Source organism: Paenibacillus sp. FSL R5-0517, from assembly GCF_037974355.1.
Classification (GTDB): domain Bacteria; phylum Bacillota; class Bacilli; order Paenibacillales; family Paenibacillaceae; genus Paenibacillus.
Window position 1 is genome coordinate 5,166,741 of record NZ_CP150235.1, and the last position, 19,573, is coordinate 5,186,313.

General features: G+C 45.4%; 22 protein-coding genes. 8 read left to right on the forward strand and 14 right to left on the reverse strand.

Translation table 11 applies throughout. From position 1 onward, the window contains the following. Positions 1–86 precede the first annotated feature (86 nt). The 3 genes from MKX40_RS23055 to MKX40_RS23065 all read right to left on the reverse strand — a co-directional run bounded on the left by MKX40_RS23055 (position 87) and on the right by MKX40_RS23065 (position 3,672). Positions 87–1,352, reverse strand: coding sequence for a sugar ABC transporter substrate-binding protein (locus tag MKX40_RS23055; protein WP_339236598.1), 1,266 nt, complete (start codon positions 1,350–1,352; stop codon positions 87–89). Positions 1,353–1,532: 180 nt separating this feature from the next. Continuing rightward, on the reverse strand, positions 1,533–2,561 hold the full coding sequence (locus tag MKX40_RS23060; RefSeq protein ID WP_339236600.1) for a LacI family DNA-binding transcriptional regulator: 1,029 nt from the start codon (positions 2,559–2,561) through the stop codon (positions 1,533–1,535). A gap of 163 nt (positions 2,562–2,724) precedes the next feature. Then, positions 2,725–3,672 (reverse strand): metallophosphoesterase, encoded by a 948-nt coding sequence (locus MKX40_RS23065; RefSeq protein ID WP_339236602.1) that lies wholly within the window; start codon positions 3,670–3,672, stop codon positions 2,725–2,727. 106 nt (positions 3,673–3,778) lie between these two features. Between MKX40_RS23065 and MKX40_RS23070 the strand changes: the two genes are divergently transcribed. Further along, a complete protein-coding gene (locus tag MKX40_RS23070; RefSeq protein ID WP_339236604.1) occupies positions 3,779–4,141 on the forward strand; it encodes an iron-sulfur cluster biosynthesis family protein in 363 nt (120 codons plus the stop codon). An 89-nt stretch (positions 4,142–4,230) separates the two neighbouring features. Here the strand turns inward: MKX40_RS23070 and MKX40_RS23075 are convergent, their stop codons facing one another. From MKX40_RS23075 to MKX40_RS23120, 10 genes are all read right to left on the reverse strand, one after another. Further along, positions 4,231–4,674: a hypothetical protein gene (locus MKX40_RS23075; RefSeq protein ID WP_339236606.1), complete on the reverse strand. Its 444-nt coding sequence runs from the start codon at positions 4,672–4,674 to the stop codon at positions 4,231–4,233. A gap of 93 nt (positions 4,675–4,767) precedes the next feature. Continuing rightward, positions 4,768–5,097: an NUDIX domain-containing protein gene (locus MKX40_RS23080; RefSeq protein ID WP_339236609.1), complete on the reverse strand. Its 330-nt coding sequence runs from the start codon at positions 5,095–5,097 to the stop codon at positions 4,768–4,770. 522 nt (positions 5,098–5,619) lie between these two features. Beyond that, entirely contained in the window at positions 5,620–6,021 is a 402-nt protein-coding gene (arr, locus tag MKX40_RS23085; RefSeq protein WP_339236610.1) for an NAD(+)--rifampin ADP-ribosyltransferase, read from the reverse strand. A gap of 55 nt (positions 6,022–6,076) precedes the next feature. Further along, positions 6,077–6,517, reverse strand: coding sequence for a hypothetical protein (locus MKX40_RS23090; protein WP_339236612.1), 441 nt, complete (start codon positions 6,515–6,517; stop codon positions 6,077–6,079). Beyond that, positions 6,518–6,724 (reverse strand): helix-turn-helix transcriptional regulator, encoded by a 207-nt coding sequence (locus MKX40_RS23095; RefSeq protein ID WP_339236614.1) that lies wholly within the window; start codon positions 6,722–6,724, stop codon positions 6,518–6,520. It lies immediately after the preceding gene. 192 nt (positions 6,725–6,916) lie between these two features. Next, a complete protein-coding gene (locus tag MKX40_RS23100; protein WP_339236616.1) occupies positions 6,917–7,633 on the reverse strand; it encodes a class I SAM-dependent methyltransferase in 717 nt (238 codons plus the stop codon). Between the two features lie 105 nt (positions 7,634–7,738). Next, entirely contained in the window at positions 7,739–8,224 is a 486-nt protein-coding gene (locus MKX40_RS23105) for a hypothetical protein (protein WP_339236618.1), read from the reverse strand. 250 nt (positions 8,225–8,474) lie between these two features. After that, complete coding sequence (locus MKX40_RS23110) at positions 8,475–9,119, reverse strand: hypothetical protein (protein WP_339236620.1); 645 nt, start codon at positions 9,117–9,119, stop codon at positions 8,475–8,477. A 127-nt stretch (positions 9,120–9,246) separates the two neighbouring features. Then, positions 9,247–9,585 carry a hypothetical protein gene (locus MKX40_RS23115; protein ID WP_339236622.1) on the reverse strand — a complete coding sequence of 113 codons (339 nt, stop codon included), beginning with the start codon at positions 9,583–9,585 and terminating at the stop codon, positions 9,247–9,249. 102 nt (positions 9,586–9,687) lie between these two features. Beyond that, positions 9,688–10,164: a hypothetical protein gene (locus MKX40_RS23120; protein WP_339236624.1), complete on the reverse strand. Its 477-nt coding sequence runs from the start codon at positions 10,162–10,164 to the stop codon at positions 9,688–9,690. Between the two features lie 367 nt (positions 10,165–10,531). Here MKX40_RS23120 and MKX40_RS23125 point away from each other — a divergent pair, with 367 nt between their 5' ends. From MKX40_RS23125 to MKX40_RS23155, 7 genes are all read left to right on the forward strand, one after another. Then, on the forward strand, positions 10,532–12,208 hold the full coding sequence (locus tag MKX40_RS23125) for a PucR family transcriptional regulator ligand-binding domain-containing protein (protein ID WP_339236626.1): 1,677 nt from the start codon (positions 10,532–10,534) through the stop codon (positions 12,206–12,208). Between the two features lie 231 nt (positions 12,209–12,439). Further along, positions 12,440–13,216: an ABC transporter ATP-binding protein gene (locus MKX40_RS23130; RefSeq protein ID WP_339236628.1), complete on the forward strand. Its 777-nt coding sequence runs from the start codon at positions 12,440–12,442 to the stop codon at positions 13,214–13,216. Next, complete coding sequence (locus MKX40_RS23135) at positions 13,216–14,082, forward strand: ABC transporter permease (RefSeq protein WP_339236631.1); 867 nt, start codon at positions 13,216–13,218, stop codon at positions 14,080–14,082. Before MKX40_RS23130 ends, MKX40_RS23135 begins: the two co-directional genes overlap by 1 nt. Positions 14,083–14,135: 53 nt before the next feature. Beyond that, positions 14,136–15,164 (forward strand): ABC transporter substrate-binding protein, encoded by a 1,029-nt coding sequence (locus tag MKX40_RS23140; protein ID WP_339236633.1) that lies wholly within the window; start codon positions 14,136–14,138, stop codon positions 15,162–15,164. Positions 15,165–15,175: 11 nt separating this feature from the next. Then, complete coding sequence (locus tag MKX40_RS23145; RefSeq protein WP_339236635.1) at positions 15,176–15,361, forward strand: hypothetical protein; 186 nt, start codon at positions 15,176–15,178, stop codon at positions 15,359–15,361. Next, positions 15,358–16,734, forward strand: a complete 1,377-nt coding sequence (locus MKX40_RS23150) for an amidase (protein WP_339236637.1) — start codon at positions 15,358–15,360, stop codon at positions 16,732–16,734. The genes MKX40_RS23145 and MKX40_RS23150 overlap by 4 nt, the downstream gene beginning before the upstream one ends. Positions 16,735–16,753: 19 nt before the next feature. Then, positions 16,754–17,140: a Rid family hydrolase gene (locus tag MKX40_RS23155; RefSeq protein ID WP_339236640.1), complete on the forward strand. Its 387-nt coding sequence runs from the start codon at positions 16,754–16,756 to the stop codon at positions 17,138–17,140. A gap of 182 nt (positions 17,141–17,322) precedes the next feature. On the opposite strand, the gene MKX40_RS23160 is transcribed toward MKX40_RS23155, so the two are convergent. Further along, positions 17,323–19,380 carry a methyl-accepting chemotaxis protein gene (locus MKX40_RS23160; RefSeq protein ID WP_339236643.1) on the reverse strand — a complete coding sequence of 686 codons (2,058 nt, stop codon included), beginning with the start codon at positions 19,378–19,380 and terminating at the stop codon, positions 17,323–17,325. Positions 19,381–19,573 lie beyond the last annotated feature (193 nt).

Here is a 19,573-nt window from a genome sequence, read left to right on the forward strand (position 1 = left end):
AGCCCTCCCATGACGCAGAGAGCAGATGGAACCCGCAATCATGCCGAATTCCACCTGTCCTCCTGTCGATGCTATTTGAACAACCTCTATTTGTAGAGTCTTTCCAGTCCACTTTGGATTTCAGTAACGGTATCATCAAGTGAAGCTTTGTTGTTGAAGTACACACCCAGCTTGTCGTTAATCAGCTTCATCATTTCGTTCCATTGCGGATTGAACGGTTCTGCATAGATCGTTGATTCACTGAACGCAGCCATGTTGATTTTCTTGCCGCCATATTCAGCATTCAGGAATTCATCACTGGACAGACCGGCTTTGGTTGCGGGAGCATCCTGACCGGCTTTGACCATTGGCATCTGTGCTTCTGGTGTCGTCAGTGCTTCAATGACTTTGAATGCCTCTTCCTTGTGTTTGGAAGCGTTGGTAATCGTTAAACCGTTGAAGAATGCGTTCGTTTCGCCCCATACCGGTGAGATATCCCAGTTGATGCCTTCGACCTTAGCGAGTGAACCAATGTTCCAGAAACCGGTTGTTTCCATGGCGATCTTGCCTTGTGCAAATAGCGGATCGGCTCCGATATTCCCCATGTCGGCAATCTCAGTTGGCGTTGGTCCTGCACCGTGGGTGAAGGTCAGATCATTCATGAATTGCAGTGCTTTACGCACTGGCTCCGTATCGAAAGTTGGTTTGCCACTCTCATCAAACAACGAACCACCATTCTGGTAGATGAGCTGCATCCATTGTGGCCACCAGCTACCTGGATAGTAGCCCCACTGAACTGTTTTGCCATTCTCTTTCACCGTCAGCTTCTGAGCCGCTGCCATCAGATCGTCCTGCGTCCAATCTTTGGTTGGGTATTCCACCCCGGCTTTGTCAAACAGATCTTTGTTATAAAAGAGGACCATCGCGCCTGCACGATCCGGCAAACCGAATTGCTTGCCATCATACTTCATCAGGTTCGCAATATCATCGGAATAACGCTCTGACATGTTCACATTGTTCGCCTTGATCATGTCATCCAGCGGTATAATCTGATTCTTGGAGGCGTAGGCCTGATAGTTCTCGGCAATCATCATAATGTCAGGTGCCGTTCCTCCGGCGATCATGGTCTGTACCTTCTGGTCATAATCTCCTGCAACCACGTTGAGTTTCACATTAATATCGGGATACGTCTGCTTCACAATATCGAGTCGTTCCTGATAAATTTTCTTCTCATCCTCCGAACCCCAGATCGTCATACTCAAATCTACCTTGCCACCGGACTCGCCGGAGGAACCACTTTTACTGCTACAGGCTGTCAGACCCATTACCATGACCAACATCAATAACGAAATGACCTTTAGACTTCTTCTCATACGTTACGCCCCCTTGAACTAATGAATGGATGACCACACTGAAACCCGTTTCATGAAATGGGTTTCATTAAGCTGAAACATAAAACCCGTTCCACTTTATGAAAGGGGTTTCATTCACGCACTCATTATATTTCACCCTTCGAGGAAATGTCAACGCTTTCTTTTCCAATTACAGGCCCTTTATCTTGCAGCAGGTCCTGTACTTTGACGCACTATTAGCTCCGGTCGCAGAATAATCTGCTTCTTCGGTTTGCCTTGGTTAATCAGCTCATGCAGCACGTCCACAGCCTGTTTGCCAAGCTGATATGTGTTCTGGGATACGGTCGTCAGTTCCGGTATAACCGCACTGGCGAGAGGTGTATCATCAAAACCCACAATGGATATATCCTTCGGAATGGAGAGCCCGTGCTCAATCGTCGACTTGATCGCACCAATGGCTGTGTTGTCATTCACACATAAGACTGCAGTTGGCGGATTGTCTCGATCCAGCAGTTTGGACATTTCCCTTTTGCCATCGTCGATGGAGAAACTTCCGAGCAGCTGCCGTTCTTTCGGTATTTCGAGCCCATGCTCCCGAAGTTTCTTCTGCACCGCTCTGACCTTGACCATGGTGGTGGATAACTCTTTCAGCCCGCCGACAAAGGCGATATCACGATGCCCCAGTTCAAGCAAATGCTCAGCTGCAAGGGCCGCCCCTGCTCCTTCATCGGTATACACCCGGTGGAACCCGCCTTTGGCAATATTGCCATTGACCAGCACGATCGGCATGCGTTTGCCCATATCAATCAATTCCTGCGCCATGTCATCCGGACAGACTTGCATGTTGATTCGCCCGCCGAGAAAAATAATCCCGTCTACCCGCTTTTCTCGCAAGATGGACAAATATTCAGATTCCCTGTTGTAGTCGCCTGCGGTATTGCAGAGAAAGAACGTGTATCCTAACCCGCGAGCTTCATTCTCCGCGCCCCAGAAGACTTCCGGGAAAAAGGGATTCGTAATGTCCGGCAGGATGATGGCGATGGTACCCGTCTCTTTCTTGATCAGACTGCGCGCTTGCGCATTGGGCTGAAACTGGTGTTTTTCGATGATGGACATAATCTTCTCTCGGGTGCTTGCACGCACAGGTGCCGTATCATTCAGCACCCGGGAGACTGTCGCTACAGATACGTTTGCTTCTTTGGCGATGTCGTATATGGTGATCGGTGTCATAGCGGAACCTTCCTTTTTCTCTAATTTTCCCTATTTTCCCTGCTTATCATACCAGATAAGGAATGGCGATGAAATGGGTTCCATTGAGGGGCTGTGAAGACAGGAGGAGAAGCTTTACCAAGACACCGGGAAAAAAGTAAGCTTCGCCTCCGTCAACCGTCACTTAACGTGTCCAAATAAACAGCTTGCTGTCGGCATTCACAATCTGTGTGCCATTGCTCAGCTCAACCAGCGACATATCCCAATGGGTATGTCCGCTGAACACCACCGTCTCCGGCCCGGCCTCCAGGGCTTGCCGGATGAGCGGTTCACCCCTAAGCCCAAGCTCGGCGATGCCCGGGCTTTGATGCAAAAGCAAGCAATCCGGCTGCTGCTTCAGCAGCTTGCGTACGGATTGCAGGTACTGCTCTGCCGGCAGCCGGCCCGGCTTGTCCGGCCTGCCGATGATGCCGCCCAGGCCCGCGATGCGCAGCTGGCTGGGTTGGGCGGCACTTGGCGCAGGGCCACCCGTTGGGGGGCCAGCGTTGATCATTGCGTCTGGGCCATCCATGGCATGGATGCCCTCGACGCTGTGCAACCGATGAGCATCTGCCTCATCGGTGAGATCGTGGTTGCCGTGCACGCCGGCAACCCAGCCGAAGGCTGCCCTGAAGGCGAGCCAGACGGGTACCGGATTGCCGCTGGCTCCCCTTTTCCCGCGCAGGGCATACAGGTCTCCACACATCAACACGCCTATACGTTCCGGATCAAGCTCAGGCCACTCCACTTCCAGCAACAACCGGACGTAAGCAGGCAGGACTTCGCCAAGAAGTTGATCCTCAGAGGTACTTTGCATAGGGTTGCTATCCACTTCGGCATTCGTTTTAACGCTGTTGTACGTCTCTTCATTAGAAGCCGTCGCTCCGCCAAAGTTGGCATCTTTACTCCGCTCCGTAGCAGGCACAACTCCTTGCAGATCCGAGGTCACAATGAGTGCATCCACTCCATCGGGCAGCCCCGAGACTGTGCCATGATACATGGGTAGTTGGGCTTCGACCACCTCTCCCCCGGAGATGGTATTCAGATAGGTGAAGTGTTCCATCGGCTGATCGTCCAACGTTACGATTCTCATGGGACATGCCTCCTTTTCCTTTATTTTACCTTCTAATCTGCATTCGTGGTCCATATATTAAAATGTAAGCGAATTCAATGGAGATTAGAGGAGTGTGAACGACGTCATGATCATTCAAGTCAGTCCGCTGGCAGAAGCAAGACTTACTGAAAAGCTGGGAGATCGACCAGGCTATTTCAAATTGTTTTATGATACCGATGGATGCGGTTGTGACGGAATTGCGGTACTTCTGATCTTAAACGAACCGGATAGCGATGATGTTACCATAGAAGCGGGTTCGCTTCCATTTGTCATCAACAAACAGCAGCAGATTTACTTCGAAAATTGTCTGCGTCTGCAATCCGAGCATAGTTTCCCTTCGTTCCGACTGAGCAGTGATTCCATGATCTATGGCAGCAACGTTAAAGTCCATGATTTACGAGATACCGCTGATATTGCTCCTCAACCCACCGGATGGCTGGTGCGATAAACCTTGCATAAAGCACGATAATCAAAACCTCCCAATCCCAGATGTTCTGCGGGACGGGAGGTTTTTTTATCAATTGAAAGGGTGCATGATTACTTCAAAATAATTTCAATCGGATCCATGGCTAATGCGATATCCGCAGTCATATCCACATAGAGATTTTGTTTCCCTTTTTTGCTTACCATGAATTCATCTTCAACCTCAACTACTTGACCTGTCTTAAACTCAGTATAGTACCCCACATCCGCATAGCTGCGTTCCTCCTCACTACCGGAAAAGAAAAAACGAATGATTGGTTTTCCATGGGTAACTTCAACGGGTTTGATACCTGTATATTCTAAAGTCCCTTTTACTTTCATTGTCTCACCCGTGCCTATAACAGTTGGTGTTGTGACTTCGAGAACAAAATCAGATGCGACTACACGTTTAGTAACTGTATCTTCAAGTTTCTCTGTTGATGAACAACCGGATAACATCATGAATACCACTGAGACCAACATTAAGATGCTATTACTCATTTTATTAATAGTAATCACCCCTCATACTCTAACGAATGATATATGGAGAGGGTTGCTCAATACGTTCATTGATTTCCCTGCAATATTGCTTACTCTTAGTTCAATCATGTATCACACGAATTCAATTAACTTCCTATCTATTTCTGCGATATCACCAATCTCGGATGTGCCATCCCAAAGGATTATTGAAGAAGCTTCATCGTTTTCAACAAAATCTTCAAGTCGGCACAGTTCACCCATGAACAGAGCTCCACACTCTATTCGTTCCGGTCCATGAAAACTTGGCTGGAGTCTAAACTTCATTAGCCCTTTGAATTCAGCTGTATCCAGAATTTGATTGGTTTCCTCATACAATTCTCTAATTACACATTGCTCCGCATGCTCTCCAGCTTCAATAATCCCACCTGGAAGTTCCCAGTTTTTTCTCCACTTATTATGCATGAATAGATACTTTCCTTGGCACTTTACCACAATTTAAGCATGTGTTAGTGGAGCATCCAGTTTACTTGTAATGACCTTATCGTACTCGATACGAATAAATTCCAAAAAAATGTTACCTCTTGAATCTGTCATGATTGCCATTTACATTCCTCCATTTCTTTTGAACAAAAATAAAAAAACGCGCTAGACCTAAGTCCTGCGCGTTCATAACACAGGATGGGAAGCGCGAATAGCGTTAGACCATTCTCTTAATCATCGATATATGGGAATAATACCCACTATTACACTTTAGAGTCAAGTATATAATTTTGCTCATTTACCTATATCGTAACTCTTGGATAATCACATCGTTTAGCGAAAATCCAAAAAAAGCGACTTTCGATAAACCTAGACTTAACAACATCCCGGTTCAAAGTTACAGGTACTTGTCTCATAAACGGGATGAATTACTAGAATACGTTTTTTTTCATGTAACCTTTCATCTACCTACTCGGAGCTACTTTTTATGTGTTAATAGTTAGACTAATTTAGAATCTCACCTTTATCTATTTTCGCCAAGCGTTTATGCCAAACTGCGAGTTGTTCAGGCGTTTGTCGCACCCAATCTTTCACTTCGCCAACAACTTTTAGTGGGGCTTTGCTGCGATATGATCGCGTCGGATTACCTGGGAATTTCTTATCCGTCACATTTGGGTCATTCTCCCATTCCCCTGTTGGTTCAACAAGATACACGCGCGGTTCACCACCGCCTTTTGCCAACTCCGCAGCTAACCCAGCCCCATCACGCAAAGCTGTAAAATAAATGTGATTCATCACAACATCCGGATTGTAATTCGAGCGAAAGCCGGCTGTGAGCAGGTCCCCAATCTGCAAATCTGCTCGTGTCCCATGATAAAAAGGACCTTTGTCAAGAATTTCAGCCATCTCGCCACCACCCCCAAATTTAGTAAGATACTCTATTTTATCATGAACCTGCCTCTTAGATTTTTCTCGCGTAATACATCCATAGTGCCAAAAATACGATTAAAACAAATAATAAACAAGTTAGTAAGGTGTAAAATATCATGGGATTAAAGAAACCGGCAATCATGGTGGCTATGCCCAGACTAATAAGAATAATTGCTACGCTAAGTGTGCCTGCATTCTGGAGTATTGTAACACTCCGCTCGTCATTCTCCTCAATAAACTGCTTCTTCAGCTCGGCTTCATTTTTGCTGGCTTTTATATACCTGACAAGAAAATAAGCGACGGCCACTTCAACCCCGATAAAAGCTCCTGTATGAAATCCCTTTATAAAACTAGGCAGAGCGGGTAGTCCACCTCTGTAAAATATAAGTCCTACATAGATCAATATCGTAGCAGCGGCTACCAATGACAGTGCGTTTTTGCGAGTTTCTACTTTAATCTTGAACTTGTCCACTTATATCTCCTCCACTTCGCTGAAATCAAAAACTTCTTCAATAGCGAGTCCAAAAAAATTAGAAATTTTGTAAGCAAGAATAAGGGAAGCCGTATATTTTCCCCTTTCTAGAGAAGTGATGGTTTGCCGGGTAACACCTACAATTTGTCCCAACTCTTCCTGTGACAGTTTATGCTGCTTACGCAGTTCTGCAATTCTTGTCTTCATGTAATCACGTCCTTGCAATGTTTACTTTGCATTTTTAGCATAGTTGACTTTGCATTTTGTGTCAAGTTAACTTTGCATTCTATATAAATTAACCCGCCCTTTATTTGAAAAAAATAAAAATAAACAGCTGATCACATGGATCAGCTGCTTTCTGACATTTAAGGAGTGCTAATATGTTGCATTCTAATGTCTCTATTTTACACAGTGAAAAATAAAGGATCGACTTTTAGAATTTGCGTGTTTAAAATCCCAATCGCCATATGTTTCAATTTTCGAAAACCCTGTTTGTTTCAGCGACTCATCCAATTCTTCTTGATTTCGAAATCTGATCTGCATTTTTTCATGAACTAGGACTTCGTCTGTTTTTGTATTTTTCACAGTTTCATAAAAAGTATAGATATCTCCCTCAAACCCTTCATATTCTGTAGAGATTTCAAGAGGGTCTCCACTTCGCATATCTTTAGCTAAGTCCGGCGTCCCGTCCTTTTCCCACTCTTCCCACGCTTTAACCAAAGGGTTTCTAATATCAAAAATAAAGTGGCCGCCAACGTTTAGGGATCGAAATACGTCTGAGATTACTTTCTTCCAACTATCATCAGTTAGAAATACCTGTGCCACATTGGCAGTCATAATAACCGCGTCATTGGTATTGGTTTGTAAAGTTGAGCTATCTCCTACAATCCAATTCACTTTGCCTGCATTATCTTTAATTCTCGCTACTTCAATTGCTTCTTCATGGGGATCAATAGCTGTAATTTTATAACCGTACTGAACAAGATGAGTCGTCCATCTTCCTGTTCCGCAGCCTAAGTCAACGATAGACTCTACTTTTAATTTATTTAATAAGGCAAGGAAAAACTCGTCGTCTTTTCCCCAATGGTTAATCTGGTCATATACTAATGGAATCATAGATGTTGTTCCCACTTTCTGTAGCATTTTTATTAGTTCATCAGATAAGAAAGGGTTTAGTCAATTAGTGTCCCAGCAATTCTTAATTGATTTATGTATTACCTTTCAACTTTGTTCGGATGATCCCCATACTTCCCCATCAACGCGATAACCGCCACCATTCCATTGAAGCAAGTAGCCTCCAGTACTCATTCCCTGTGTGAAACCTTCTTTAACATTTATCCACTCTAAAGATTCCCCGGGAGCAATCGTTCTAACGAAATACACTTTACTAGTATCTAAGTGCGTCAAACTAACATTGACTTCATGGCTACTATTGTTCTTCATAAGCAGTTTTATATGTACAAATTCCGGATTAATGGAAAAGGGTTGCTGCACCGTAGCGCCTCCAGAAGCAATAAAGTGGGAGGGTTTGCTCTCTTGTTCGCTTAAAGAATTAGAAAGGGTTGCACTTTGGGACTGACTTGATAACACACTAGATGTTTGAGTATCTAAATTCTCTTGAGTTGGACTTGTTGAATCACAGGCAGTTAGGGCCACTGTTGTTAAGGCTAATGTTACAACAATATAAAATAGTCTCTTTTTCTTCAATACTTCATCCCTCATATTCTTTTATTTAGTTATTCTTGAACCTGTAAAAAATCACTTGTGACTAACAACGCTATTAATTAGTCAAAAAGTTACACTTGTAATTCGCAAGATGACATTGAGTTAACCTGCCCGTCACCTGAACAAAAGCAGCCGATTAGGTTAATCGGCTGTTTTCTGTGGTTTATTGAGCTATCGTATTCCCTTAGTGTAACAAATGACGACTGGGACTGATATCATTAACAATTCAGTATCATTTGAAACCGAAATGCCTTTCAACTTCTAATAACATCTGCTCTTTATTGGACTGAGATGTTCTTATAAACCATTTTAATTGATACTGCTCTGCTTGTTGCAGGTAATGATTCGATGCTTTAACCACTGTATTTAATGTTTCGTCCCGTGCACGTTGTGGATCTGATAAATTAGGAAACAGACCCTCCATGCCTCTCAGGTGATCTCGATCCAGATAATCTGCTCGAATGAGGTCATCTTCTGCAAACATATAAATAACTCGGTTGGGGTCAGTAATCTCCCTTAGATAAGCAGGTTCCATAAAAGTATCTACTACGATTGGCTTCTCTTTCCCCATCTGTAACAAATCCAAGATGATAAATTCCACACTCTCGTCAAACACGGAATTTAACCAGTGGCTTCTATCATTCCCTCGCCCTAAAAAGAACCATTCCCAATCAATGAAATGTCGTAATATTGCGGGATGATCCTGCGGATTAGCCTTTTTTTGATAATCGAACGTGTGGTCATCTGAAGAATAATAATTCATATTCCATTTTGAAGAAAGCAAATTAGTCATCGTGCTTTTTCCGCCGCAAGGGCCTCCACATATCCAATAAACATGATCTAAATATTGTCTTAATAGTCGGTCTGAAATCTTCATAGTATGAACATCTCCTAGTATAAGATTATTTTCTTATAAGAGAGAATGTCTCTTGTCCTATTTGCACTAAATGTCCAAGTAGCTGGCATTTTTACACCGCCTTTCCTAACTTCCTTTTATGACAAATTTATTCCTCTGATTCGCTTTTCACAAAATAATTACCATGAGAAAAAATTTGTTTGGTATCGGCCGTTAAATGATCTAAGTTATCAACCGTTTCCTTCTCGGTAATGTAGGGATCTTTCTCGGTTACCCTTTCAAATGTTCCAAAAGAAGTCGTTATACCACTGACATTTTCTAAAGCTCTATTTATTTCCTCTTCTGATAATGTTACTGCTGGACCAAAATCTGGATAGTTTGGGTTATCCGCTGTAGCTTCATCATAAAAATTACTCGCATAAATACTTAAAGCAGTCACTGCCGAAACAGTCATTATCGATGCCGTACTAACCAATAATTTTTTCATTGGATGTCACTCACTCCTCAATCGTTTCTATAGTATGCATTCATATATCCATTGCCTTCTAGTTCAAGTGGGCCTATGTTTGGTAGAAGACAGGTACAACAACTAATGATCTGTATACTGCATAGCGTGAATCGGTGTACCTTTCGTGACTTCACCTGTCCATGTATTGATTTCTAGTGGCTCTACTAAAACCTTCCATCCATTTCCGCTTTTGAAAATTTTATATGGGAGTGGCGGTGACTGTTCATAGTCTTGTCCTGCATACTTTTGAACGACATAAAGTTGAACTTCATCCGTATTGATTTGTTTGCTCTCCACAATCTCATACCCTGTAGTTGGATTGGTCTTCAAGTCCTTTACATATCCTTCTTCACGACTCTTCTCATCCAAATAATTTGTATCTTTAGCATAGAACATCATCCCTTCTACATCCTTAGCAATGTAAGCATCAAAGTACTCAGTTGCGGCTTCCATCGGAGTTTGGGCTATGACTCTTTCCGCAGTTGTAGTCGATGCAACTAAAATAGAACTAGCAACAACACTGGCAAGTAGAAGCAATACTAATCCTTTTCCTTTCATGGATCGAGAACTCCTTTTTAGTGATAGAATTGTTAATAGTTATCAAATTTTCTTTATATCTATTTAGTATAACGCATTGAATTATTGGAAAGTTTTTATATTTATGAGAAATTTGTTTGCATTGGATTTCCGAAAGCTATCGACATCATTCGATGATCACCGAATCAGGCAACTGCTGATCCTCCTTATCTTATGTAACTTTACCTCACGCATTTTAATAGAAACACACCTAATCCACCTCAGCATTTTGTACAATCTGCTTAAAAAATCAATATCATTTAGCCTCTTTATCCAAACTTTTCTTTACGCCCAACTCACTTAATGTTAGATTTTATAACATATAATAACGAAAGCGAGTGGGTTGAAGATGGATCTGCAACAGTTATTGACTATCCCCATTCTCTCCAAAGCAAAGGTAATTGCCGGACATCGTGGCCTAGATCGTTTGGTGCAATCGATTAATATTATGGATGCCCCAGATATTGTACAATTCCTGAAACCCGGAGATATGCTGCTGACCAACGGTTATATTCTGAAAGACCGCCCCGATGCTCATCTTGGATTCATTACCGATATGCATGCGATCGGTTGTGCAGCGCTTGCGGTCAAGACACAGCGCTTCTCTCTTGAATTATCTCCGCAACTGCTTGAAACAGCCGACAGGTTGGGCTTCCCAATTATCGAGCTGTCGGAGATCGACAATACACTCGGTGAAATATTTCAACAATCGATTAGCGCCATCCTTCAGAACAAAACCCATGAGCTTCACTACGCCTTATCTATTCACAAACAATTTTCCACGATGATTATGCAGGGAAAAGGTATACCCAACATCGTAGATACGTTGTCTCAATTGCTCTCTTCACCCGTTCTTCTGCTTGGTTCGAAGAAACAGATTACAGCAAGCTCCCATTATGCAGAACAGATGGATGACCACTCTCTCGCCGCACCCTTACTGACATTTATAGATGAGCACGCTTCCTTCCATACCACAATCTCAATCTGTCTGCTTACCGCTGAGAAATATCGACATGCCGAGTTCCATCCCATCTTCACGGATCGGCACGAGGGCTATTTGATCGCACGATACGATAGTTCCGCAAGTTCTAAACTCTCCACTCTGGCACTGGAGCAAGCCGTCAATGTAATCGGTCTGGAGTTAACCAAGAAGCAAGCGGTCAAAGAGCGTTCCCGTCGTTACAAAAATGAATATTTCTCCGATCTCATTCAAGGCTTCATTCGTTCGGAACAAGAAGCGCTGCACCGCGGCAAGAAATACGGGCTGCATGCAAAAGGAAGTTCCGTTCTCATCATTGCCAAAAAGGATGAATCCTTAGCGGGCATACCTAAGCAGAACGCTGCTCCCTCCGAAGAGCGGTTCATCTCGGAACGAGACGCTAATTACGAGCTGATTAAGCAGGAGTTCACCAAACTGGATCTTTCTTTTGTCATGTTCACCAAAAACGACCAGTTTGGTATACTCGTCTTTTTGAACGAATCGTCTTGGGACGAACACACCGTTACTCAGCAACTTGAGCGAATCGCAAGCAATCTGTATACGGAGTCGCAGCTCAGCTTATCCTTCGGAATAGGCAATCCCTATACGAATGTATTGGATATCGGACTCTCCTATAAGGAAGCAGTCAAGGCGCTTCAATCCGGCTATCAGATGCGAAAGACCCGCTTCGCCCATTCCTATCAGACGATGGATATAAGTCGCCTGCTGCGTATGATTCCCCACGATGAAATGTTGCAGTTCCATCAAGAAACCTTTAAGCCCTTCGAAGGCCGAGATCCAAACGAGCGCAGCGAACTTATGAAGACCTTGTCCTCCTTCTATGAGAATCATTGCCAGATCGTCGATACAGCGAAAGAACTGTTTGTACATCGCAATACAGTGATCTATAGGTTGGAAAAATGCGAGAAACTAACCGGCCGAAACATCAAGGACCCGATGGAGAGCCTGCGCTTTCGACTTGCCTTTGCACTTGAGTCCCTTCTGAAGCTTAATCCACCTCCCAGTGAAGTTAATCATACGTCTTGAACCCAGAACGTGTCATATATAATGACACGTTCTTTTGTTTTTCTTTTCATATCCAATCTTCAATTGTTCATTTTAACTGATTTAATTGTATTTTTATGTTCAAAGTAACTAATGACAACAGAACCCACAGTCTATATGATTAGGAATATATTCATGAATGTCACGTTAATTAACATCAATTCACATCAAGAACCGAACAACCATCAGGCTGTAGGAAAGGGGCTACCTATCATGGCTATACAGATACAAGGCGTATCCAAATCATTTGTCAGTGCAACTGGCGAAGATATTCAAGTACTCGCTGAGGTTTCGATGCAAATCAAGAAGCAGGAGTTCTTCAGTATCGTGGGACCGAGCGGATGTGGCAAGAGTACGATCTTCAATATTATCGCGGGTCTGCTTAAACCAACGAATGGCAAGGTTATCGTCTGTGGCGAAGAGATTGATCAGACCACCGGGCATGTCGGCTATATGATGCAAAAGGATCTGCTGCTGCCTTGGAGAAGCATCTTGGACAATGTCACGCTAGGTTTGGAAGTGAAGGGCATGTCCAAAAAAGATCGCGGCGATATTGCCATGGATTATCTGGATCGTTATGGCCTGGCTTCATTCGCAGAAGCCTATCCCTCCACACTATCAGGCGGTATGCGCCAACGTGTAGCCCTCATACGTACCCTCGTTACCCAGCCCGATATTATATTACTGGACGAACCCTTCTCCGCACTTGATTATCAGACCCGACTCATTCTGGAAGATGAGATCTTGTCTATCCTGAAATCCGAGGGCAAGACAGGCGTGCTTATCACGCATGACATTGAGGAAGCCATCGCCATCTCCGACCGCATTGCTGTCATGAGCAAACGACCAACGACCGTGAAGCAGGTGTATGAGATTGGTCTCGCCTCGCAATACGGTTCAGCACTGAAAGCCCGCTCCGACCAGAAGTTTAAACAGTATTTTGAATCGATCTGGGCAGAGCTTGATATCCAAATGGGGAGGATCAGCTAATGAAGAGCACATCACCTGAAATTACCCTTGCCGGAAAGCCTGCTGGAGTTGTGAAGAGCAAACGCAGACAGTCCACCTTCTCCAAAGAATGGCTCATAACGATGCTGTGGCGGTTCATTATTGTAGCGGTCATCCTGGTGATCTGGGAATCCGCCGTTCGTCTGAAACTGGTTAACGGATTCCTCATGGGATCACCAAGCGCCATTCTTGATGCCGCCATCACGATGGCCAGCTCAGGGCAACTGCTTACAGACGCTTTTGCAACGGTGAATGCCACTGTTATCGGCTTCGTAGCAGGGAGCTTAATCGGATCGTTGGCAGGATTACTCATGTGGTATTCCAAGTCCGTTGCCCGTGTGCTCGATCCGTTCATTGTAGCGATGAACGGTATTCCGAAGATCGCACTCGCTCCCATGATTATCATCTGGTTCGGTTCAGGCATCTTCTCCAAGATTGCTCTTGCCTCTGTCGCAACATTTATCGTAGCGCTATTATCCGCCTACCAAGCGACGCATCAGATCGACGAATCCCAGATTAATCTGATGAAATCCTTCGGTGCGAAGAAATCACAGATTTTCCGCAAAATTATCGTTCCTTCCTCTCTGCCATGGATTATCTCAGCCTTCCGGATCAATATCGGTCTGGCACTGGTGTCTGTCGTAGGTGGAGAATTCATCTCTTCTGACAAAGGACTCGGACATATGGTGTTCGTCGAAGGTAACCTATTCAACCTTCCGGCTGTATGGGTTGGCGTATTCATGCTTATGCTGGTCGCCATGCTACTCTACACCTGTGTCGGTTATATCGAATCCCGACTTCTTCCATGGAACGACAACAAGACCAGCAGCAAAACCACATCTGTCTAAACTGACCCGCAACGACTAACTTAACTACTACCATTAAAGGGGCCTGGTGACTAATGCGTACATTCAAAAAGATAGCTATTCTGGCAACGATGACGATGATCTTGACCACACTGCTCAGCGCATGCGGAACCAATGCTACAACACCTGCGAGTAGCGGAGGTACATCCAGTAATGAGGGGCAAGATACTGCGAAGGTGGATAAAATCATGGTGTCCGAGGTGTATCACAATTTGCTCTACCTTCCGCTCTATGTAGCGAATAACCAAGGATTCTTAGAGGAGAATCGCATTGAGCTATCCTCCATCCGTGCTGCAGGAAGTGGACCAACAGCATTGTCATCGGTCATCTCAGGCGAGTCAGCGTTCTCATTTCATGGTCCTGAGCATGTCGCATTCGCTAATGCCAAGGGTGGAGATGCTCGCTCATTGGTCCTTCTGTCCGGCAGTGCTCCTGTGTGGGCGGTTGCACGAGAAGGAGTAACGGTGGACACAACAGCGGATTTCAAAGGTAAAACCATTGTTGTAGGTTTGGCACCTACAAGCTCCAACAGCTTACTGCGGAAGCTTTTCGCCGACAATAACATCGATATCGACAAAGATGTGACGATCACCGAGGTTCAGAATGGCTCCGAACTTGGTGCTGTATTAGCCGGCAAAGCCGATATTGCTATCGTTTACGAACCCCAACTGGATCAAGGCGTTGCTGAGGGGCTGCACATTGTCCATGATTTCACGAAAGATTATCCTGACTTCGCCTTTGCAACGATGAATACAACCGCAAGCTTCATTGAGGAGAATCCTGATCTCACCCAGCGCTTCGTCACCTCTATCGAGCAAGCCCTGGACTATATTCAAACCAATCCTGATGGTGCCAAAGCAGTCGCTGTAAAAGAGTTCCCCAATCTGGACAAAGAAGTCGTGGAACAAGCCGTACAACGTATGATTGACAGCAAGGTATACCCTGCTGAGGGGCTCATCAACGAATCAGCTTTTAACACCGCAATCGATATGCAGCGCTTCATCGGCAATCTGAAGGAAGACCTCGCTTACGAGGACATTATCGATTCAAGCTTCACCAAATAGAGAGAGAAAGGGTGATTACTCTGAAACAGGACGACTATCTCACACACCGCCGTACGGAAAGTGCGAAATACACGAACGGAGTTATTACGAGTGAGGAGCTTGCTCTATTTACAGCCGACTTGGAACTGATTCGAGGTTTCAAGTTGTCAGAAGAAGTCGGCCCCAATGCGCCGCATAGGAGGGTACCTCTGCGATGATTACGAAACCACTGAACGAGCTGACGATTGCGGAAGCCGCAACATGGATTAAAAACAAGACGATATCTCCTGTTGAGCTTACAGAGTCCTATTTGACTCGCATTGAGCACGTAGAGCCTGCTGTGCAAGCCTTCGTTACGGTTACCGCCGAACAGGCTTTGCAGGCCGCAAGAGAGTCTGAGCGTAAGCTGATGAATGGCAACTATCTCGGCCCTCTGCATGGCATTCCTTATGGAGCGAAAGACATTATCCATACCGCTGGCATACGCACCTCGGCCGGATCTAGTACCTACCCTGACTTCATACCAGAGACGAATGCTACTGTCATTGATAAGTTGCAGGCTGCGGGCGCTATCCTGCTCGGCAAGACAACAACGACGGAGTATGCGTTCCAGGGAGGAGAACCCCCAACACGCAACCCGTGGAATCTGGCGCACACCCCAGGCGGTTCCAGTTCAGGCTCTGCCGCTGCTGTAGCGGCTGGCATGGCCTCCTTCACACTCGGAACGCAGACCTTTGGATCTCTGCTCAGACCCGCAGCTTACAACGGATTAACCTGTATGAAGCCAACTTACGGCAGGGTTAGCCGTAACGGTGTCATCACAGCCAGTTGGAGTCTGGATCATATTGGCGCCTTCACTCGATCCGCACAAGATAACGCAATCGTTCTGGAAGCGATGGCCGGGCAGGATGAGATGGACTCCTTCACACTGCCTCACGGCAAGCCAGACTTAACAAGCGCTCTTGAGCATCCTGTTTCAGGAATGGTGATTGGGCTACCAAGCAACTTCTTCCAGACTGATGAACCGGCGATCTTGTTAGCGGTAGAGTCGGCACTCGCTGTACTTGAGAAGCTGGGCATGCAATGGAAGAAAATTGTTCTGCCTTCGTATATGGAAGAGACCATTGCTGCTCATCGTACAGTTATGCGGGCAGAAGCTGCTGCCTTCCATCAGGAACGCTTCGCGGAAGCCTCCGATCGCTACGGTCACACGATGCGGGAGCAGCTTGAACTCGGCTTCCAAACGAGTGCTGTTGATTATTTGCAGGCACAGCGCATTCGAACGCTATTCCGCAGCGAGATGATGATGCTTTTCGATGAAGTAGATGTGTTATTGACTCCATCAACGCCGTATGTGGCCCCCTATGGCTACAAGACCGGTAGTCCGATTTTCAACGGGCCTTTTACTAATACAGGACTACCTTCCATTACCGTTCCCATCGGATTTGATACTTCCTCAGGGAAGCAACTACCAATCGGCATGCAGCTTGCTGGTCCACTCATGCGAGAAGACCGCTTGTTGTCCATCTCCCATCAATATCAGCAGGCTACAAACTGGCATCAGTTAACAACCAATATACACCCTCACTAAGAAAGGAATGATAACTTCTATGTCTACCATCATACATGCGAGTACAGCACCCAAGTTCCCACTTCCTTTCTCCCACGCTGTCCGTGCAGGAGATATGGTCTACGTTGCAGGTCAGGTAGGCGTTGATCCACAGACCCTTGAGCCTATCGGCGGTATTAAGGAGCAGACTGAACAATGTATTCGTAATATTGAAGTGATCCTGCAAGAAGCCGGACTTACACTGGATCATATCGTGAAGGTAACGACTCATCTGGCACGAGTGGAGGATCAGCCCGCATACAACGAAGTCTATGCACGAATGATTAAGCAGCCCTATCCCGCCCGCATGACCGTATTCAGTGGGTTAGGCCCTTATTTAATTGAGATGGAAGTGCTAGCATATGCACCATCCGTTCGAGGAGAGTAGCGCATCACACACAAAAGCACCTGTACCCTTAGATGGGTACAGATGCTCACATTGTCGGAGAAACCCAGTTCTCTTATGAGGAATGGGTTTCTTTCGTATTCATTCAACTGTGTAAACTGAAGAAATTCTACGCTGTGTCTCACAGACTAGCTATACTACTTCTCACTACGCAGGCTGCTATGCTACTTTATTTTGAAGCGGGATGATTCTTCGGCAAGTTGTTTGCTCAGTCCATCAATTCTCTGCACCATATCTGCCAGATGTTCTGTCATACCGGACTGCTCCTGCATCGTCGCTGTGACTTCTTCCACAGACGCGGATACTTCTTCCCCGGAAGCGGACAGATTCTGTGCAGCTCCAATGACGTCATCCTTATCACGTTCAATGGATTGGATCTCCGTGGCAATGGCCTGGACCTGGCTCATCATCTCATTCATATTCTGGGTGACGAAATTGAATGTCTCCTTGGTCTGGCTTACACTGCTCTTATGCTGTTCCGCAATCTCCTCAATGGCCTGAACACTTCGGTTATTCTGTTCCACGTGATTAATGGTCTGCATGACAATTCGATTGATATCCTCCGATTGCGCTGTCGTCTGCTCTGCCAGCTTGCGAATCTCGGAAGCAACCACGGCGAAGCCGCGCCCTTGCTCGCCCGCTCTTGCAGCCTCAATGGAAGCATTCAGCGCAAGTAATTTCGTCTGATTCGCAATTTCGGCAATCGTACCTGTGATCTGGTGAATGCCCGAGGAGCTTTCAGCAAGTTGCACTGTAATTTTGGAGATGTTGCCAACTTCAATCTCGTTCTGCCCGTTCACCGCAATGAGCGCATCAATAACTTCATGATTATTTTTGAATGCATCCGTAATTTCATCTGCCTTGAGCATAACGGACTGCGACATCTCATTTACGTTCTCAATCTTGTTACCAACATTCATGAATTTGTCCACTATGGCTTCCGTATCGTTCGCCTGGGACTCCATAGCTCGTGAAATCTCAAATGCTGTTGTCGTTGTTTCGGCAATCGTGGTCGAGGTTTGCTGAGTGGAATTTTCCAGCTCCGTCGTACTTGTATTCAGGATGCCGATGGAATGGTTCATGCTGGAGATCAGCTGTTTGTTCCCTTCGGCCATCGTGTTAAAGCTGTCTGCCAGTTCTTTGAACTCTCCGGTATATTTGCCTTGTGCCTGTACAGTCAGGTCTCCGCCGGCCAACTGTTTGAACAACAGTGTAATTCGGCTAATCGGTCTGGTTACCAGTTGCGAGATCAGGATGCCTGCAATGATCGACACCACAATAGCACTGAACAGAACAATGTACATTTGATTCGCCATACCTGTCAGCGGCTTCTTCACATCTTCATACGTATCCTCCACAATGACAGTCCAATCAGACTTCGGAATTTTGGAGTAGAACACCACTTTTTCCTCCGTGCTCGCCTCCCCTTGTTGCAACTGCTCATTGGCAGGCAGATCAATCAGCGACTGATACTCAGAGGAATCCATCTTCTGACCAATCATTTTCTCATCTGCTGAATTAAAAATAACCAGACCTAAACGATCCAGTATAATAACTTTTCCTTCTTCGTTAATCTTGACGTTCTGTAACTGGTTGACGAAAAATGAGGTCGAGGCAGTCGTCGCAAGCACGCCTTTCACTTCCTTGTTATCACCGTAGATCGGCATTGCAAAGACGGTCCCCAGCGTTCCCAGAGATTCGGAGATCACACCTTCGCTGACATAGTTTTTCCCTTGAAGTGCCTGCTGAAAATACGTGCGTGTGGCACGTTCCCCGCCGACCACTTCGGGATTGTTTGCTGCAACCACAACGCCTTCCCGATCCAGGAGAATTAGAACGCTACTGCCCTCCATTCCTGTCAGGCTGTCTGCCAATATGCCATTGGCCTTGTTCACCAGTTCGCTATTTTCCGAAAAAAACGCGTCATCACTCTGTCCTGCTGTATCTCGAATCTCCAGTAAGTCTTGGAATGTCCGATGTGTTGTGATCAGAAACGTGGACTGCTCCTCCAGACTTAGTGAAGTAAATAAACCTGCTCCAATCCGGTCAGAAGTCGACTGGATCTCATCTTTGCTTTTGTCCAATGTGATCTCCTCTGCCACTTTGTAACACAGTACTGCCGTCACGGCCAGTACGATGCAGACCAGAATACTGATCATCATTGGCAATTTGAACCGAAAAGACATGTTGGTCAAGCGTTGCCTCGCTTTTGCAAATAACATGAATACATTCACCATCCATCCTCATTCTTGTTGTGTCCCATATAATATAGGTTAACTTTATATCGGTTGTTATTAAATAAACGTCCAGTATAGAAAACGCTTTCAAAAATATTTTCCTTATTCTTTGGAAGCGGATAACTGTAGGTACAGGATCGGTGTTGACGATTGGAAAATGTAGACTTTGGGTTAATAC

What these genes read in the sequence shown, in the direction of transcription:
- MKX40_RS23055 (WP_339236598.1), bottom strand. Translation starts at nt 1,352, where the DNA reads ATGAGAAGAAGTCTAAAGGTCATTTCGTTATTGATGTTGGTCATGGTA.
- MKX40_RS23060 (WP_339236600.1), bottom strand. Translation starts at nt 2,561, where the DNA reads ATGACACCGATCACCATATACGACATCGCCAAAGAAGCAAACGTATCT.
- MKX40_RS23065 (WP_339236602.1), bottom strand. Translation starts at nt 3,672, where the DNA reads ATGAGAATCGTAACGTTGGACGATCAGCCGATGGAACACTTCACCTAT.
- MKX40_RS23070 (WP_339236604.1), top strand. Translation starts at nt 3,779, where the DNA reads ATGATCATTCAAGTCAGTCCGCTGGCAGAAGCAAGACTTACTGAAAAG.
- MKX40_RS23080 (WP_339236609.1), bottom strand. Translation starts at nt 5,097, where the DNA reads ATGCATAATAAGTGGAGAAAAAACTGGGAACTTCCAGGTGGGATTATT.
- arr (WP_339236610.1), bottom strand. Translation starts at nt 6,021, where the DNA reads ATGGCTGAAATTCTTGACAAAGGTCCTTTTTATCATGGGACACGAGCA.
- MKX40_RS23095 (WP_339236614.1), bottom strand. Translation starts at nt 6,724, where the DNA reads ATGAAGACAAGAATTGCAGAACTGCGTAAGCAGCATAAACTGTCACAG.
- MKX40_RS23100 (WP_339236616.1), bottom strand. Translation starts at nt 7,633, where the DNA reads ATGATTCCATTAGTATATGACCAGATTAACCATTGGGGAAAAGACGAC.
- MKX40_RS23110 (WP_339236620.1), bottom strand. Translation starts at nt 9,119, where the DNA reads ATGAAGATTTCAGACCGACTATTAAGACAATATTTAGATCATGTTTAT.
- MKX40_RS23115 (WP_339236622.1), bottom strand. Translation starts at nt 9,585, where the DNA reads ATGAAAAAATTATTGGTTAGTACGGCATCGATAATGACTGTTTCGGCA.
- MKX40_RS23120 (WP_339236624.1), bottom strand. Translation starts at nt 10,164, where the DNA reads ATGAAAGGAAAAGGATTAGTATTGCTTCTACTTGCCAGTGTTGTTGCT.
- MKX40_RS23125 (WP_339236626.1), top strand. Translation starts at nt 10,532, where the DNA reads ATGGATCTGCAACAGTTATTGACTATCCCCATTCTCTCCAAAGCAAAG.
- MKX40_RS23130 (WP_339236628.1), top strand. Translation starts at nt 12,440, where the DNA reads ATGGCTATACAGATACAAGGCGTATCCAAATCATTTGTCAGTGCAACT.
- MKX40_RS23135 (WP_339236631.1), top strand. Translation starts at nt 13,216, where the DNA reads ATGAAGAGCACATCACCTGAAATTACCCTTGCCGGAAAGCCTGCTGGA.
- MKX40_RS23140 (WP_339236633.1), top strand. Translation starts at nt 14,136, where the DNA reads ATGCGTACATTCAAAAAGATAGCTATTCTGGCAACGATGACGATGATC.
- MKX40_RS23150 (WP_339236637.1), top strand. Translation starts at nt 15,358, where the DNA reads ATGATTACGAAACCACTGAACGAGCTGACGATTGCGGAAGCCGCAACA.
- MKX40_RS23155 (WP_339236640.1), top strand. Translation starts at nt 16,754, where the DNA reads ATGTCTACCATCATACATGCGAGTACAGCACCCAAGTTCCCACTTCCT.
- MKX40_RS23160 (WP_339236643.1), bottom strand. Translation starts at nt 19,380, where the DNA reads ATGTTATTTGCAAAAGCGAGGCAACGCTTGACCAACATGTCTTTTCGG.